We start from the raw sequence: 15,042 nt of genomic DNA, 5'->3' as shown, positions 1-15,042 counted from the left end.
CCGGTTTATTTGAATTGATAGAGATAAGCCACCCTGGCTTCAGGAATGAATCGCTTGCCGACAATGGGGCTGTCGGTTATTCCGCTGCCCAGGTGGGCGACACCCAGATCAACGCTGACGAGCTGGTTGCGCGTTACGCGATAGTCGAACTTCGCGCCGACTGATTCTTTGTAGGCGGATGTGCCGGTGTAGGCAGGGCGTCCGGCTCGCACCTCCGACGTCCTTACACCGTAGTAATAGTCAACATAGCTGCCGCTGAACCAGGTGGCTCCCGCGTGGGGTTCTATGGAGAAGTTACCATAGTTCAAGGTCTTGCCGAACGCGATATCGGCCTTCTGTCCTTTGTTTCCGCCAGTCAGGTAGTCCCCAGAAAGGTCGCCGTATTGCGTTGTCCATTTGAATGCAGGGCCTAGCCAGAATGCGGCGCTCCGGGTTTGCATTCCATTGAGTATGGGTGCGTCGGAGCCCCTGTAGCCGTCTGCGATTGCGTAATTTCCGCGCAGCGTGAACGCAACGCCGCCCCATGTCCCGACCTTCAGATCAAGGGTTGTGCCAATTGCGTGTATCCATTTGTCGTCGAAAAAGAAAAACGGAACCGGTGTTATGTGCGTGCCATAACCTCTGTAAGGTGATTGCTCAAAAGCCGCCCCGCCGCCAAGTCCCCAATGGGTAACGTTCGTGGCGTTGCTCAGGATCGCAAAGCCGCTCGTGTCGGTGTTGGGCAGGTTCGCGCTAGGACCTTCTGCCCAAGCCGCGCCCGAATACATCAGAACGGATACGACGGCGAATAGCAGTTGATACTCGCGACGAAGGTGTTTTTTCACAGTAGTGCCCTTTCTTGGTGTGGTCGTTGCGGCGTACTGTATGACCGGGGCACTTACTGTTCACTTACTCAGCAATCAATTACTTCCATGGAAGAGAGTTTGAGCGGGTTAGCTAATTCCGGCGCTAAGCGACAACTGGGCGGGTAGCTCGCTTTACCCTGCGTCACCCAGTTGCTCACACTCGTTAATGCCATCCCGGACCGTTCCGGGCAAGCGAGGCCGACCGACGTGCAGGTCAGTAAGAATTGGAAAGGAAGTTCAGCCGGCGACAGGCGGGATCGGGCGGCAGTGGTTTGTGTCGCGACCGAAAATGTGTCAGTTCGTAATACTTACAATTGAAGAAACTATGACGAATCACTGCTGTTGAGCAGTGGTGATCGAAACGCTGCACCAGGCCACCTCAGGCGATCTGCTGAACCCATTGACTCCGCCAGCCCGGTGCTTCAAACGGATCCGAAAAATACTGGGTCTCGTGAATGACCTTGCCGTTGCAGAACTCCATGATGCTTACCGTGAAGGTCGCTTGCCCCGTGTAGGTGATCGTGTATTCCGTGATCCAGAGACTACCCTCGCCTTGAATGCGCCTGACATCGAAACCTGATGGCTTATCGGGATGATGCCCCCGCAGTGCCTGCAAATTGCTTCGCCCAATGATTCGTTCACCGGACTGGGGATAGTCACAGATGGCGTCGTCATCGTAAATATCGTGTTCCGCGTCGAGATCGCCGGCCGCCGACGCTTGCCAATGCGCATTCAGGGCTTCACGTATTTTCTCTTCCTGCATGAGTGTCTCCGGATATCGTTCAGGTCTGTCTCGAGGTCTATCTACTGAGCAGGTCGCGGAATAAAGCCGGGGCTGCCCGTCTTGACGACTTCGTTGAACCGCTGCCGCGTCTCAATCCGGTTGATCTCGTCGAACGCGTCTGCCGGAAGCGCGGAAGTATCGAAATTCTCGCGCGCGCGGGTCGCGGTCTTGGGCGTGGTGAGCAAAGCCCCGCCTCGCTGGATCGCCCAGCCAAGCAATACCTGTGCTGGCGTCTTGCCGATTCTTGCAGCGATACGCGTGACGACGGGATCCTCAAGCGGCCCCGGCCTGATTCCGTGGCCCAGGGGCGCAAAGGCCAGGAACACTATCTCGTTCGCCTTGCAGAATTCCAGAAGTTCCGTTTCTGGAAGATACGGATGGGCTTCGACCTGCACCACCGCCGGCTTGATGCGTGCCGATTCATAAAGAGGCCGCAATTCGTCCAGGCCAATATCCGACAGTCCGATCGCCCGGCATCTTCCCTGGTCGACGAGATCTTCCATCGCCCCCCATGTGTCTTGCAACGTCACGCCTTTATCGTAGATGACATCGCCGTTTTCATCGCGCGGGTCCTGCTCATCGCCGGGTTGAAATGCAAACGGAGTGTGTATCAGATAAAGATCAAGATAGTCGAGGCCGAGCCTTTCAAGACTTGTATCGAACGCCGGTCCAACACGCTCCGGCCGATGATTGGAGTTCCACAATTTCGTGGTCACAAAGATGTCTTCGCGCGCAATCCCTCCGGCAGCAAGCCCTAGCCGCAGCGCCTCGCCCACCTCGCGCTCGTTCCGGTATCGCTCGGCACAATCGAAGTGTCGATAACCCGCATCCAGCGCGTCTTTGGTCGCACTGATGGTCGTGGCTGGATCGGGAATCAGCGTGCCAAATCCGAGCGCGGGCATACGGCCGCCTCCGTGACCAAGCACTATTTTTTTGCTCCGGAAATCGGAAGACTCAACCATGGCCACACCTCCGCAATTTCATGCCCTGCGATGGGGGACCCGCGTTTCGCCGTGCAATCGTGCGCGAGGTCCATGAACAGAAAAAACGTCAACGTACTCGAGTCGTCAAATCGGTGAACCGCTTTCATGGCAGATTCCATAGCGAAATCCTGGCTAACGAATTCGTGAACTGCTTACACTGCGTGCCGTTAAGTCGCGATCAATCGCGATAAGCCAAGTCACATACGGGAATTTGAAATACCGCTTCACCGGCAAGCGCGACTTAATAGTGTTGGCGACGAAGCCGGCGTCGTCTCGACAACCCATGCTTGCAGAACGACCGTGAAGCCCTTCTCTCTCAAGCTGGACTGGTGTTGAATGTGGGGAAGTGAAGCCGTCGAACCGAGCGCCAAACAGGTCTGCTTCTTAAGCTTCTTAAGCCAGTGTAGCAAATGAATTACCGGGCGGCAGCGAAGCGTTGCGGAAGGACGCAACGCGTTGGTAGGTGGCGAATAGCCGATCTTGCGATGTGCGTTTTCGGAAACTACCGGTGTCTTTGTCTGCATCGCTTACCGGATATTTCCGGCGCACGAACGATTCTTCAGACTGTCACAAGGCGTTGTTAAGTTCTGCGGACAACATGTTGTGTCGACGGAGAGAAGATGGACCTGGAGGCACCCACCAAGGCGCGAACGAAAGCATCCACTGCAGCGGGAACGCAGCGAACGCCCAAGCATGTTGCCATCGACAGCCGCGCCAATCTGGCGTTGCTCGCCCTGGTCACCCTCGCCATGGTGCTGCAGCTCTTTGCGTGGCCGTTCCTGTTGCGGCACTGGGGGGCGCAGGCGCTATGGCTCGCCGTGCCGCTCGTGGTGCTCGCGCCAACTCACTGGGGCTTGATACATGAAGCAATTCACGGGCAGTTGCTGCCGCGGCGACGGCTCAACGAATCAGTCGGCCGTGTGCTGGCCATCACCTTCCTGTTGCCTTTCGACGCAGTGCGCTTCGGTCACCTGATGCACCATCGTTTCACGCGCGAACCGTATGATCGCCCGGACGTGCACGATGGTTCGTCGCATCGCGCGCGCGCCCGTGTTCACTACTACGCGCGTTTGCTGGGCGGTCTCTATGCGGCGGAACTGGTGTTGCCGCTGCTCGCATTTCTGCCGGTCACGCGCACGCGTCAGGTGGTCGCGCGAGCGATTGGCAGTGAAGGTCCAGCGGGGATGAATGTCCAGCGCCTGTTCGTCGGATTTGCCGGCGATCCGGCACGGCGTAGCCGCATCCGGCGCGACTGGCTGCTGTCGCTCGTGCTGCACGTAGTTGCGTTTTATCTATACGGCGCGTGGTGGCCAACACTCGCCATGACGATGTACCTGCGCGGCGTGTGGCTGTCGCTGGCGGACAACCTGCCGCATTACGATGTCCCGCTCGACGAGCCTGAACGGGCGCGCAATTTCCGCGCGCCCCGCATCTGGCAGGCTGTGCTGATGAATCATCATCTGCACCAGTTGCATCATCGGCACCCCACGCTGCCGTGGACGGCCCTTCCCACGCTCCCGCGAGAGATTGCCGCGTCAACGGCAACTGTCGGCGACGCCGCCTACTTCAGGACCGCGCTCCGACAATTTCGCCGATTCGGCAAGGTACGTTGAACGGGGCGGTCGCGGACAACGTGCGTTAGCGTCACATCAGTTTGTAGCTCGCCGACACACGCGATCCCCTCCCCGACAAATATCAAACTAGCTACCTTGCATAAACAGGTAGCGTGTTATATGTTTATCCTATTCACTGAGTTCGCATATGACCGAATCGATCCAGGTTCAACTGAAAAAAGGCGCACTCGACCTATGCGTGCTGGCCCTGCTGGCACGCGGAGAGAGCTATGGATACGAGATCGCCAGTACGCTTGCCAGCGCCGTCGGCATGGGCGAAGGCACGATCTATCCGCTGATGCGCCGCATGCAGAACGACGGGCTGGTCGCCACGCGTCTGGTCGAATCGAGTAGCGGACCTTCGCGCAAATATTATCGGCTCACGCCTATGGGCCACGACGCGCTTGAAGCGCATCGGCGTGACTGGCGGGCCTTCGTGGCTGCAGTCGATCAACTTCTTGGAGCTCAGCCGTGAACAGTGAAGCATTCTTGCGCACGCTGCGCGCCGGGCTCGCCGGCTTGTCAAGGGAAGAGGTCGACGAGATCATCGCCGACTACGACGCGCATTTTGCCGAGGCGCGCGCGTCGGGTCGCAGTGAGGCAGAGGTCGCCGAGGCGCTCGGTGATCCAGCTCGGCTCGCCCGGGAGCTTCGCGCCGAAACCGGCCTGCGTCGATACGAGGCCCATCGCAGCATTGCGAATCTCATCACAGCCATGCTTGCGCTGGCAGGTCTCGCGGCGGTCGACATCTTCTTCCTGATGCCGCTGCTGCTCATCGTGGTGGCCGTCGCCCTCGGCATTGGCATCGGCCTCGTGGCCCTCGGCGCAGTCGGCGCGCACATGATCTTCACCGTCGTATTCGTGGCTCACGGCGGCTCGTTCGTTGGCGGGGTGGTCCGCTTCGTGGTCGGCATGGGGCTGATTGCCTGCCTTGTCATTGGCGGCTCGCTGCTGTTGATGGGACTTGGCGCAGGCGTGCGAATGCTCGGACGCTATATGCGGATGCATTACCACTTGCTGGAATCCCATCAGGACGGGACGCGAGTTCCGGGCGAAGACCTTCCGGCGCAGAAGCGGAATCCGGCTAAAAGACCGGCATTGTTTGTGGTCGCGGTATTGATCGTCGTCGTTGCTCTCGGTGGTCTCCTTGCACTCGGCAGTTCGCTCGCCGGATCGCATCGGATTAGCAGTGCGTCCTGGTGGCGTGATGGCGGATGGCGTTGTGGTCCAACATGGATTAACGGGTTCAACGGCTCGTCCGCAAGCGAACGGAGAGCAAGCGGCGTCAATGCGATGAACCCGGCCGGCACTTCGCCTGCCTCCGTTACGTTCCCGTTCGAGGCGAACGACCGCCTCGATATCGATCTGCCGGCCTCCGTCAGCTATCAGCCCGGCCCCAAGGCCGAGGCGACCGTGACGGGCGATTCGTCTGTCATCAGCCACGTGCACATCGCCGATGGCAGGCTCGGTTTCGACAGCGAACTCGGCTGTGCCCCAGTCTCGCCACTCTCGGTTCGGCTGACAGCCCCGTCCATCGCAACATGGGGAATCAGAGGGAGTAGCGACCTCGTTCTATCGGGTATCGACCAGCAGAAACTGCAATTGCGCATCACGGGAAGCGGCCATGTTGTCGCGAGCGGCGCCGTGCAGGTTGTCGCGCTCAATGTTGCGGGTTCGGGCGAAGCGGAATTGCAAGGCCTCACGGCCAGATCTGCCGAGATCGTCGTTCATGGCAGCGGTGAAGTGCAGATCGCAGCGCAGGACAACGCTGACATCGCGATCCGCGGCAGCGGTGTCGTGAAGTTGCACGGCCATCCGGCGCAGTTGCATTCAGACATATCGGGTAGTGGTCGTATCGAGAACATGCCTTAGCGGCATCGCACGCCAGGGCCTTCAAGGAGACGTTTATGATCAAGTCTGCCAGCCGGCGCGATATCTTCAAACTTGCCGGAGCCGCATTCATGGCAAGCCAGATGCCGCTATTCGCCCAAGCCGCTTCCTTGGCAACGAGGACCCCTATGACTTCCGGTTTCGCACCCGATCTCGACGCCCGCTTCGAGGCATTTCGTACCACGGCTTCGCTGTCCAACCTGCACAGCGTCCTGGTGCTTCATCAAGGGCACATAGCCCTCGAGCGCTATTTCTCAGGCCTTGATGAAACCCGGGGCGAAGCGGCCGGGGAGGTCGTTTTCGGTCCCGACACACAGCACGATCTGCGCTCAGTCACCAAGAGCCTTGTGTCGTTGCTCTACGGCATCGCGCTCGCGGACAAGCGCGTCCCGCCAATCGATGCACCGCTTCTGGCGCAGTTCCCGGAATACCCGGATCTCGCCCGTGATCCGCAACGGGCGAATCTCACAGTCGCCAATGCGCTGACCATGACACTCGGCATGCAATGGAACGAGCAACTTTCGTATCGAGATCCGGCCAACAGCGAGTCGGCAATGGACGCGGCGCATGATCGCTACCGCTACGTGCTCGAACGGCCGATTGTCGCTGCACCGGGCGAAGTCTGGACCTATAGCGGTGGGGCTGTCGCGCTGATCGGCCGCCTGATCGAGAAAGGCACCGGACAAGCGCTCGCGGACTACGCGCGCTCGGCTCTGTTCGAGCGACTTGGTATCGACAAATTCTCATGGGCGAAAGGCACGGATGGTGAGGCGATTGCCGCATCCGGATTACGTCTGACGCCGCGTGAACTTGCGCGTATAGGACAACTGGTGCTCGCACGCGGCCAATGGGAGGGCCGTACGATCGTGCCCGCGGCTTGGCTAGACGCGAGCTTCACGCCCGCTGCTACCGTCCGTGACGGGCAGTCATATGGATACCTGTGGCGGGTCGGCCAGATCGCCTACCCGAGCAAGGGCGGAATTCGGGGCGAGCACTATGTGATGGGTATCGGTAATGGTGGACAGTTGCTGGCTATCATTCCGGCACGCGAACTCGTGGTGGTTGTCACAGCCGGAAATTACAACGATCCGAAAGACTGGCAGGTGCCAGACGAAGTGCTGCGCCATTTTGTGTTACCCAGCCTCAAGGCATGATGGTTCTATCGGCGCATCATTCTTTTCCAACGTCTTTTCTACATGCAGAGGAATCCTATACGTATTAAAATTTCTCAAGATCACCCTGTTATTTTTTGATCAACCGGCGATCCTATTGCTGCCCGTCGCCTAAGAACTGCGGATCGGCGCGACGCCGGAGAACAAAAGCAAGGCCGGTGAAAACGAATCCCACTACACAGACACCTGTCCAGCCAGCCATCGCCCACGCAGCACCGGAGAGCGCTGCACCCAACGCGCCGCCGACAAAAAATATGCCGACAAACAAACCGTTCAGTCTTCCGCGCGCGGCAGCATCCATCAGGTTGATCGCGCGCCGCCCCAAAGTCTGGTCAGTGACAACACCTGCGTCGAGCGCAGCCGCCCCAGCGACGAGCATCGCAACCGCCAGAACAGGATGGGCACTCGCTGAGAAGCCACCCCAACCCGCGCCTGCTACGCCAATGGCCACAAGCGCAAGGAGCATCGTCAGGTGGCCGGCAAGCAAGCTATTGCGATCCCACCGGCGGTCGCCCGCACGGCCGGCAAGCGGCGTCACAATCGCACCAGCGGCGCCGGCGAGCGCGAATAGCGCGATGCCATTCATATCAAAGCTGAATGGCGGCTGCACGAGCCGCAGGCCGATCGCAGTCCAGAACGCGCTGAACGCGCCCATTACCAATGCGGCCGATGCAGCGTTGCGTTGCAACACAGGCTCAGTGCGCAGCAGCGTCCAGAGCGAGAACAGGAGCGCCGGATAACGCGTCGGCATGGCCGGTGTGCGCGCAGGCAGTTTCATGTACAGGACGAGCGCAAGCAGCGCATTGATCACCGCGGCAAGCCCGTAGAAAGCACGCCAGCCCACTGACCCGGCAATCAGGCTCGCGGCTGGTCGCGACAACAGGATGCCGAGCATCAACCCGCTCATCACGTTGCCGACTGCACGTCCACGGTGACTTTCCGGCGCCATCGAAGCGGCCATTGGCACTAGCATCTGGATCACGCTGGACGCAGCGCCGGCCAGGAATACAGCGATCAAAAACAATACGCGCGATTCGGTGAACATCGCGATCGCGAGAAAACCCGCGCCGAGGGTCAGTGTGCGCACGATCAGCCGACGGTTCTCCAGCAGGTCGCACAGCGGCACGAGCAGCACCAGGCCGACTGCATAGCCAAGTTGCGGCAGCATCGCGGCGAGGCCGGCGAACTGAGGGGCGAGGTGCAAACTGCGGCTGATCGCACCGGTCAGCGTTTGCGCGGCAAACAGGTTCATCACAATCACGCCGACTGCCGTCGCGAAGAAGACCGTCAGCGGCCCCGTGAGTCTGTGCGGGCTGTCGGCTTCCTGCGTCGTGAGAGCACAGGCGGGACTTTCTGCGGATGAGATCATCGAACGGATTCTCAAGATGGGGCTGAGAAGCCATCCTAGGGGCGCATCTAATATGCGACAATTGAAATATGTTGATAATGATTATGCGGAATATATTCTACCCTTCAGAATTGGACCCCCGTGTGGAGCACCCGCTTGAATACACGAGATCTACAGGCGTTCGTGGCCGTCGTCGACAGCGGTTCGATGGTGCGTGCGGCAGAAAAACTCCATCTCACGCAGCCAGGATTGACGCGGCGCGTGCAAAACCTTGAAACCATGCTGGGCGTGGAATTGCTCGATCGCCAGAGCAAGCCGCTCAAGCCGACCGCTGCCGGCAACGAGGTGTATGCGCTCGCGCGCACCGTGTTGCGCGCAGTGGACGATCTGCTCGTGGTGGCCTCTCCCGAAAGCGAGCCGTCCGGGGAGTTGAGAATTGGAATGCCACCGTTTCTGGCGGAAATGGCGCTCGAAAAGCCAGTCGACCTTCTGCGCTGCGCCTTTCCCCGGCTTACGCTGCGCGTAACGGCGGGGTGGTCTCCCGCTTTGGTACAGAGTGTCGAACGCGCGTCGCTCGACGCATCGATCGTGTTGATGCCGTCCGGCTTCGCACCCCCCGAGACGTTGCGCGGTACCCGCCTCGCATTCCTGCCGACCGTGATCGTCGCGGCGCGCACCCTCGGCCTGCCCGATACGCCGGTGACACTGGCGGATCTCGCACGTTACGAATGGGTGCTCAATCAGGATGGCTGCGGGATGCGTTCGGTGTTAAGACGCGCGTTGGAAGCAGCGGGAATGCCATTCAATGTCGCCGTTGAAGCGTTTGGTTCCGAACTGCAATTGTCTCTGGTCGCACGTGGACTCGGTATTGGGCTCGTCACGCCGGACATGCTGGAACGCACGGTGCATCGTCCGGCGCTCCAGGTAATAGAGACCACTGACTTTCGAACGGGAGTCGATGTATGGTTCATTCACGGTTCTGTCCCCGCGCGGTTGATGCGGGCTATCGACCTGTTGCGTTGTGCGCTCACTGAGGTGCTCACCAAAGATACGGCAGCGATGCAAAGGGTGGACACTGATTCAGCAGATAGTTGGGCTTCCTGAGTAACATTGGTTGGTGTTGGTGCCCGTGGAAGGCGGCCATCATGGCCGCTCGCTTAAGCCGAGAAAGTTAGATGCGCGCGGCGTTACCGAAAGATACCGGAAGCGCCGCGCCCTCGGTCATGCTGCCTTGATGAGCCCGAGTTGTTGCAGGGCGGTCACGCCATCGTCCAGGCCGATTTCCTCAACAATCTTCCCATCTTTGAGGCGGAGCACGGTCGTGCCGGTAAAGCGCATTTTCCGGCCAGTCGCAGCCGGCAACGATCCGATCAGAAAATCGCTGAATGCCGGACCCGTATGCGTGCCGCCACCCTCCCAACGGCCGACTACATAGTCTCCCTCGGCGATGAGATCTGCAGCGCCCCAGAAGTCAAGGTCCGGAAATGCTTCGCGGAAATCGGTCATGAACGCCTTGATGTCCTCTCGGCCACGGCGCGGTTCGTGCAGCGAGTAGCGCAGAAGCATGTCGGGCGCAGCAAGTTCGTCGACGATGTCGAGGTTGCAGGTTTTGCCCCAGAAATCGGTGAACCAGCGGCCTACGATCGCCTTGTTGTCGTCTTCTCTGGACATGGTGAATTCCTCATTGACAGGTTGTAGAAGAGCGGCACGATCGCCTCTCTCTGCCTGAACAATATCGACGCAAGCGCTCAGATACTCCCCGTTTCTTGCGGCAACATTCGAAGAATTCTCAGGGGGTCGATAGACGCAAGTGAGCATCATGCCTCGCAGTCCTTTCAGTCCCTACGATGCGGACAGTTTCCTGGCAATGCCGTTCCGAATGAAAACTTCGACTATGAAGTCCACGAAGACTCTTGTTTTGGCAGGCAAAAGCTTTTGACTTGCGAAGTAAAGGGAGATCGGACCAACGTCCATGTGCCATCCTGGAAGCAACCGAATCAACGCCCCGCTTTCGATAAAACGATGTACGTGCGGCATCGGCAGCAGGCCGATGCCCATCCCCATGAGAACACTCTTGCAAAGGGCCTCCGGGTCGTTCACCATCATTCGGGTATCTAGCGATATCGACATCTCCTTGCCTGCGGCATTTCTCATTCGGTGTTCATAAGGTTTGCCGGTCTTTGGAGACCTCATACCAACAGCAGCAAAGTTGGAGAGGTGCTTGGGCGTCTTCGGCAAATGCTTGCCTTGCACAAACTCGGGCGCGGCGACGGCAACGATCTGTACTCTCGCCAGCTCACGCGCAACGAACCCTGGACTTAGTTCAAAGCCCCCGCCAATCGCGACATCAAAACCTCCCGTGATCATGTCCACCGGCCTGTTGTCGAACGACCAGTCGAGCATCACGGCCGGGTAACGCGACACGAACGCGGGTATCAACGGAAGCAAATAGTCGATGCCAAAGCCAACAGGAGCGTTTATTTTCAAAACACCCGCCGGTTGTCCGGCGTTTGTTGTCAAGTCCGCGATTGCGGATTGAATCGTGTCGAGGCCGCCTCGCACCGTACTTAGAAATCGCTCGCCCTGTTCGGTAAGCGTCAATCCCCGCGTCGTACGCTGAAATAGCCTCACGCCAAGGTTGGACTCAAGTCGCGCCACGTTTCGGCTAATCGCTGCGGGCGTCAGTGCCAATCGCCGTGCGGCGGCAGAGAAGCTTGAAAGCTCGGCGCTGCGAACAAACGATTCGAGATTCGATAGAGTTTCCATAGGCGACCTTTTCAACGAATGCTTGAAACTAATTCAACTAAGTTTCAGCTAACAGTTGATGAGCGTACACCATACAGTGTGAATTCATCGTCATTCACGGAGGAAACGATCATGGTTCACGCTGAGCGTACGCACACGCCGTTGACAGGGAAAGTCGCGTTTATTACTGGAGGATCGCGCGGCATCGGGGCTGCAATCGCCAAGCGGCTCGCGGCGGACGGTGCTTCTGTGGCGATCACCTACAATGCCTCGGCCGACAATGCGCAGGATGTAGTCCGGGCAATTGAAGATGCCCAAGGGCGTGCGGTCGCGATCAAGGCTGACGCGGGTGACCACGAGGCAGTGCGTTCCGCTGTCATCCAGGCCGCGGGGAAGTTCGGAAGCATTGATATCCTGGTTAATAACGCAGGCATCGGAATCCACGGCGCGCCTGAGGACATCGATTTCGCCGACTATCAGCGGATCATCGCCGTGAATATCACCGGTATGTTTGTGGCGACGCAAGAGGCGCTACGGCACATGCCGAAGGGAGGAAGGATCGTGCAGATTGGCAGCACCATGACCCGCTATGCGGGTATTTCGACCGCCTCCCTATACACGCTCACAAAGGGCGCGATTACCGGCTTCGCGCGCGGCCTGGTACGTGACCTGGGACCGCGCGGCATCACCGTAAACACCGTGCACCCAGGACCGACCGACACTGACCTGAACCCCGCCGATGGGCCAATTGCGAAATTCGTGAAGCCGCAAATCGCTGTTCAACGATACGGACACGTCGAAGATATTGCTGATGCGGTCGCTTACCTTGCCGGACCGCGAGCGTCCTTTGTGACGGGTGCTGAGCTTGTTGTCGATGGCGGTTTTACGGCATAGGGGTCGTTCGCGTACGGGTTACCGCGCCTCTGGAGTACCCAACTTTTCCCGTCCGTTCACTTCGGGCTCCCGCATCAGGCAGCAGAAGGATCTCCGATCAGCAGGGCGAGCGGCTTCAGCGGAGAAAGAGCGATGAGTTCAAATTCCATCATGCCCGCCACGCCCAGCGGCAGCTTTGCCAGAATCTCGTGAGCTTCGGCTGTACTCGAGGCGTTCATGATAAAGACAACCCCGTACCCCTCGGCCTGGAAGTACCAGTGATCAATTTTACCGGCCAGGTAGTTGCGGACAGTGGCCCGCACTTCGAAAGGCAAGATAGGTGCAATCGCGTCAGGTGTTCCCTTCGTTGTCACCGAACCTATCGCGAGGATTTTGTTCGTGGGGGCAACGACAGCGGCGAGCGCGGGCAGGATGTCTGCGTGGACGCGCGGATTTTTCACTTGGGACATGTTCAAACTCCAGTTGATCAAAATGTGGGGAATACGGGGACCACTACAATTTGGACTACTGTTATTCAGGCTGAAAAAGCTTGATGTTGGCTTTGACGTATTCGCCAACCGTCATCGGTTTTTTACCCGTTAAAGCCTCAATCACATCGTTGTTTCCGGCGAAATCTCCGTTTTGGTAGTCGCGATAAACCGCGACGATATGTTGGATGAAATGCTCTGGCATTCCGATCGCATTCAGCCGTGCGCCAAATGCGTCGAAGCTTTCTGGTTCGTAGCGAATCTTTCGGCCCAATGCATCGCCAACTGCGATCGCGAGCTCTTCGTGATTCATCTCCACAGCCCCATAAAGCGGATAGGTCTTGCCGGAATGCGGCGTTGGGTCGAGCAAGATATTGGCAATGGCGCGGCCCTGGTCTTCCGCTGAGATAGGTGCATGGCGCCCGTCTCCTGCCGGCACCTTGATGAGATCGTGGTTAGCGATAAGCGGCAGTTGAAACCCGTACGTCAGCCATTCCATAAAGAAGGTGGGACGCAGATGCGTAACGGGTACGCCGGCCCAGTCGAATACGCGTTCTCCATACCAATGCGAACGCGCGGCTTGGCTCACGGCGTCAACCTTTGCAGAAATCTGCGACATATTCACAATGGAGCGCACCCCCGCGGTTATCGCGGCATGCGCGAAATAGGCGCTTGCATCGACAAGTTGCGGCTGCGTGACGGGATACACAAAGTACGCGCCGGTCACCCCCTGCACTGCTTTTTGAACGACGCCGTTATCGAGGAGATCGCCCAGGACAACCTCAACTCCATTGGCGCGCAGCGCCGCGGCACGGTCATCGTCGTTATGCACGAAAGCACGTACCTTCGATCCCCTCGACAGCAGATGCTCGATGGCACTCCGACCGGTGGCGCCTGTTGCGCCAGTTACCAGATACAGTTCATCACTCATTTCATTCTCCAGATAGTTTTAATAAACTTCGTCATCCTACATATATGGAATGGAGTACCATTCCGATATCCTTCGTCCACCCTGCCCTTGGAATTTCGTTCTATTTCCTACCGGCTTGGCGAACCGCCCAAAGCCGCCAGCGGAGATAACGGGCCGAGTGGAATGAGGTCGAATTCCATTAGATCCGCCCTGCCGAGCGGCAACTGTGCCAGTGTGCTGCGTGCCTCATTCACATCGGTCATATTGAGGATAAAAACGACGCTCGCCTGGTCCTTGCGCACATACCACTGGTCAATCTTTCCCTCCAGGTAAAGCTTGACGGTGTCGCGTACCTCCTGCGGAAGCACCGCGCCGATCGCACCGGGCGTCGACTTGGACGACAACCGTCCGATCGCAAGTATTCGGGTGGTGGGTACATTGGGTAACCCGAGTGAAGCGGACGCTTGCGCGGGCTCCAATGCCGTCTGTGCGAAGCTGAATGCGGGTGCGGCAAGCGCCAGCGTGACCGCCAGTGCGGCGGTCACTAACCGCTTCGGAAGCCTCGAAGCAGGACCCATTGCAGCCAGGTTGATGATTTTCTCGATAGTCACGACATCTCCTTAAGGGGATACATTTTTGATGTATATACAACATTAACGGTAAAAAAAATGCCATCGAAACGACGGCGACAATCACAGGCAGATGACAACTCAGACCGGCGCACTCCAGATCGATGCCGATGCTTTATGGACTGCCCCAACTCCCTCCGGCCCCAGCAACTTGCCGGCCTGTTTTTGTGCGGCGCGCCAATCCGGGAGCACGGCTTCAATCTTTTCGTCGCCTGCTGCTGTTAGCGCGACTTCTCGAATTCCCTTTGCGTCTGATGACACGGCCTCGACCAAACCCTTCTGAATTAATAGATCCAGATTGCGCGAAACGGTAGATCGTTCCAGTTGAAGAACCTCTCCGATCTTACCCGGGGCGCAAAGACCAAGTTCACCCAATGCGGTAAGCATATTCACCTGTGCAATGGTCACATCATGGCTTGCCATCGCTTGTTCATAGATGGCCGAAACCGATCGCGCGACGATACGAACACGCATGGCCAGGCAGTTGTTAACGATTTCGCGAATGGAGCTACGTGTTGTCATGAATCGGACCAAGTCTGTTGATGAATTCATTGTTGTAGATACAACGTTCATTGTCAAGTTTATTTTTTACCGGCGCTATCAAGCAGTTGCAGTGCTCGCCAAACTTCACATCATGCCGCCGGTGGCGCCGCTGGTACTGCCGGTGCCGGTGCCCGACGAAGGTGTGGAAGTCGCTGCGAGCGGATGGGCAAGACCCGCCGCTGACAGTAGCGAGACGGCGGCCTGATCGGGCATGCCATT

The 15,042-nt window shown here is 58.4% G+C and carries 16 protein-coding genes; 6 read left to right on the top strand and 10 right to left on the bottom strand.

The window, feature by feature from the left end; genetic code table 11:
* Positions 1-5: 5 nt before the first annotated feature.
* From JWR14_RS28935 to JWR14_RS28925, 3 genes are all read right to left on the bottom strand, one after another.
* Positions 6-824, bottom strand: coding sequence for a MipA/OmpV family protein (locus tag JWR14_RS28935; protein WP_299715911.1), 819 nt, complete (start codon positions 822-824; stop codon positions 6-8).
* Positions 825-1,224: 400 nt separating this feature from the next.
* Positions 1,225-1,608: a nuclear transport factor 2 family protein gene (locus JWR14_RS28930; protein ID WP_299715907.1), complete on the bottom strand. Its 384-nt coding sequence runs from the start codon at positions 1,606-1,608 to the stop codon at positions 1,225-1,227.
* 41 nt (positions 1,609-1,649) lie between these two features.
* Positions 1,650-2,591 (bottom strand): aldo/keto reductase, encoded by a 942-nt coding sequence (locus JWR14_RS28925; RefSeq protein WP_299715904.1) that lies wholly within the window; start codon positions 2,589-2,591, stop codon positions 1,650-1,652.
* Positions 2,592-3,232: 641 nt separating this feature from the next.
* Here JWR14_RS28925 and JWR14_RS28920 point away from each other — a divergent pair.
* From JWR14_RS28920 to JWR14_RS28905, 4 genes are all read left to right on the top strand, one after another.
* Positions 3,233-4,225 carry a fatty acid desaturase gene (locus JWR14_RS28920; RefSeq protein ID WP_299715901.1) on the top strand — a complete coding sequence of 331 codons (993 nt, stop codon included), beginning with the start codon at positions 3,233-3,235 and terminating at the stop codon, positions 4,223-4,225.
* A 160-nt stretch (positions 4,226-4,385) separates the two neighbouring features.
* Positions 4,386-4,700, top strand: coding sequence for a PadR family transcriptional regulator (locus tag JWR14_RS28915; RefSeq protein ID WP_366144614.1), 315 nt, complete (start codon positions 4,386-4,388; stop codon positions 4,698-4,700).
* Positions 4,697-6,097: a DUF1700 domain-containing protein gene (locus JWR14_RS28910; RefSeq protein ID WP_299715895.1), complete on the top strand. Its 1,401-nt coding sequence runs from the start codon at positions 4,697-4,699 to the stop codon at positions 6,095-6,097. The genes JWR14_RS28915 and JWR14_RS28910 overlap by 4 nt, the downstream gene beginning before the upstream one ends.
* A 146-nt stretch (positions 6,098-6,243) precedes the next feature.
* The gene (locus tag JWR14_RS28905; protein ID WP_299715892.1) at positions 6,244-7,269 is read left to right on the top strand and encodes a serine hydrolase; all 1,026 of its coding nucleotides are present in this window, start codon (positions 6,244-6,246) and stop codon (positions 7,267-7,269) included.
* Between the two features lie 112 nt (positions 7,270-7,381).
* On the opposite strand, the gene JWR14_RS28900 is transcribed toward JWR14_RS28905, so the two are convergent.
* On the bottom strand, positions 7,382-8,656 hold the full coding sequence (locus JWR14_RS28900; protein ID WP_299715889.1) for an MFS transporter: 1,275 nt from the start codon (positions 8,654-8,656) through the stop codon (positions 7,382-7,384).
* Positions 8,657-8,791: 135 nt separating this feature from the next.
* On the opposite strand from JWR14_RS28900, the gene JWR14_RS28895 reads away from it, so the two are divergent.
* The gene (locus JWR14_RS28895) at positions 8,792-9,739 is read left to right on the top strand and encodes a LysR family transcriptional regulator (protein ID WP_299715886.1); all 948 of its coding nucleotides are present in this window, start codon (positions 8,792-8,794) and stop codon (positions 9,737-9,739) included.
* Positions 9,740-9,856: 117 nt separating this feature from the next.
* Here the strand turns inward: JWR14_RS28895 and JWR14_RS28890 are convergent, their stop codons facing one another.
* Positions 9,857-10,306, bottom strand: coding sequence for an ester cyclase (locus JWR14_RS28890; RefSeq protein ID WP_299715882.1), 450 nt, complete (start codon positions 10,304-10,306; stop codon positions 9,857-9,859).
* 171 nt (positions 10,307-10,477) lie between these two features.
* Positions 10,478-11,401: a LysR family transcriptional regulator gene (locus JWR14_RS28885; RefSeq protein WP_299715879.1), complete on the bottom strand. Its 924-nt coding sequence runs from the start codon at positions 11,399-11,401 to the stop codon at positions 10,478-10,480.
* Between the two features lie 18 nt (positions 11,402-11,419).
* Between JWR14_RS28885 and JWR14_RS28880 the strand changes: the two genes are divergently transcribed.
* Positions 11,420-12,274: a 3-oxoacyl-ACP reductase family protein gene (locus JWR14_RS28880; RefSeq protein WP_366144611.1), complete on the top strand. Its 855-nt coding sequence runs from the start codon at positions 11,420-11,422 to the stop codon at positions 12,272-12,274.
* Between the two features lie 74 nt (positions 12,275-12,348).
* On the opposite strand, the gene JWR14_RS28875 is transcribed toward JWR14_RS28880, so the two are convergent.
* From JWR14_RS28875 to JWR14_RS28860, 4 genes are all read right to left on the bottom strand, one after another.
* On the bottom strand, positions 12,349-12,723 hold the full coding sequence (locus tag JWR14_RS28875; RefSeq protein ID WP_299715876.1) for a hypothetical protein: 375 nt from the start codon (positions 12,721-12,723) through the stop codon (positions 12,349-12,351).
* A 61-nt stretch (positions 12,724-12,784) separates the two neighbouring features.
* Entirely contained in the window at positions 12,785-13,672 is an 888-nt protein-coding gene (locus JWR14_RS28870) for an NmrA family NAD(P)-binding protein (protein ID WP_299715873.1), read from the bottom strand.
* 107 nt (positions 13,673-13,779) lie between these two features.
* A complete protein-coding gene (locus JWR14_RS28865; RefSeq protein WP_299715870.1) occupies positions 13,780-14,262 on the bottom strand; it encodes a hypothetical protein in 483 nt (160 codons plus the stop codon).
* A 99-nt stretch (positions 14,263-14,361) separates the two neighbouring features.
* Complete coding sequence (locus JWR14_RS28860) at positions 14,362-14,802, bottom strand: MarR family winged helix-turn-helix transcriptional regulator (RefSeq protein WP_299715867.1); 441 nt, start codon at positions 14,800-14,802, stop codon at positions 14,362-14,364.
* Positions 14,803-15,042 lie beyond the last annotated feature (240 nt).

Source organism: Caballeronia sp. (genome assembly GCF_028292365.1).
In the GTDB taxonomy this organism is placed as follows: domain Bacteria; phylum Pseudomonadota; class Gammaproteobacteria; order Burkholderiales; family Burkholderiaceae; genus Caballeronia.
Note: the sequence above shows the minus strand (reverse complement) of the source record. Positions and strands in the feature narration are given on the sequence as shown.

Coding starts and splice junctions, on each gene's coding strand:
- JWR14_RS28930 (WP_299715907.1), bottom strand. CDS start 1,608: ATGCAGGAAGAGAAAATACGTGAAGCCCTGAATGCGCATTGGCAAGCG.
- JWR14_RS28925 (WP_299715904.1), bottom strand. CDS start 2,591: ATGGTTGAGTCTTCCGATTTCCGGAGCAAAAAAATAGTGCTTGGTCAC.
- JWR14_RS28920 (WP_299715901.1), top strand. CDS start 3,233: ATGGACCTGGAGGCACCCACCAAGGCGCGAACGAAAGCATCCACTGCA.
- JWR14_RS28905 (WP_299715892.1), top strand. CDS start 6,244: ATGACTTCCGGTTTCGCACCCGATCTCGACGCCCGCTTCGAGGCATTT.
- JWR14_RS28900 (WP_299715889.1), bottom strand. CDS start 8,656: ATGATCTCATCCGCAGAAAGTCCCGCCTGTGCTCTCACGACGCAGGAA.
- JWR14_RS28890 (WP_299715882.1), bottom strand. CDS start 10,306: ATGTCCAGAGAAGACGACAACAAGGCGATCGTAGGCCGCTGGTTCACC.
- JWR14_RS28885 (WP_299715879.1), bottom strand. CDS start 11,401: ATGGAAACTCTATCGAATCTCGAATCGTTTGTTCGCAGCGCCGAGCTT.
- JWR14_RS28880 (WP_366144611.1), top strand. CDS start 11,420: ATGCTTGAAACTAATTCAACTAAGTTTCAGCTAACAGTTGATGAGCGT.
- JWR14_RS28875 (WP_299715876.1), bottom strand. CDS start 12,723: ATGTCCCAAGTGAAAAATCCGCGCGTCCACGCAGACATCCTGCCCGCG.
- JWR14_RS28870 (WP_299715873.1), bottom strand. CDS start 13,672: ATGAGTGATGAACTGTATCTGGTAACTGGCGCAACAGGCGCCACCGGT.
- JWR14_RS28860 (WP_299715867.1), bottom strand. CDS start 14,802: ATGACAACACGTAGCTCCATTCGCGAAATCGTTAACAACTGCCTGGCC.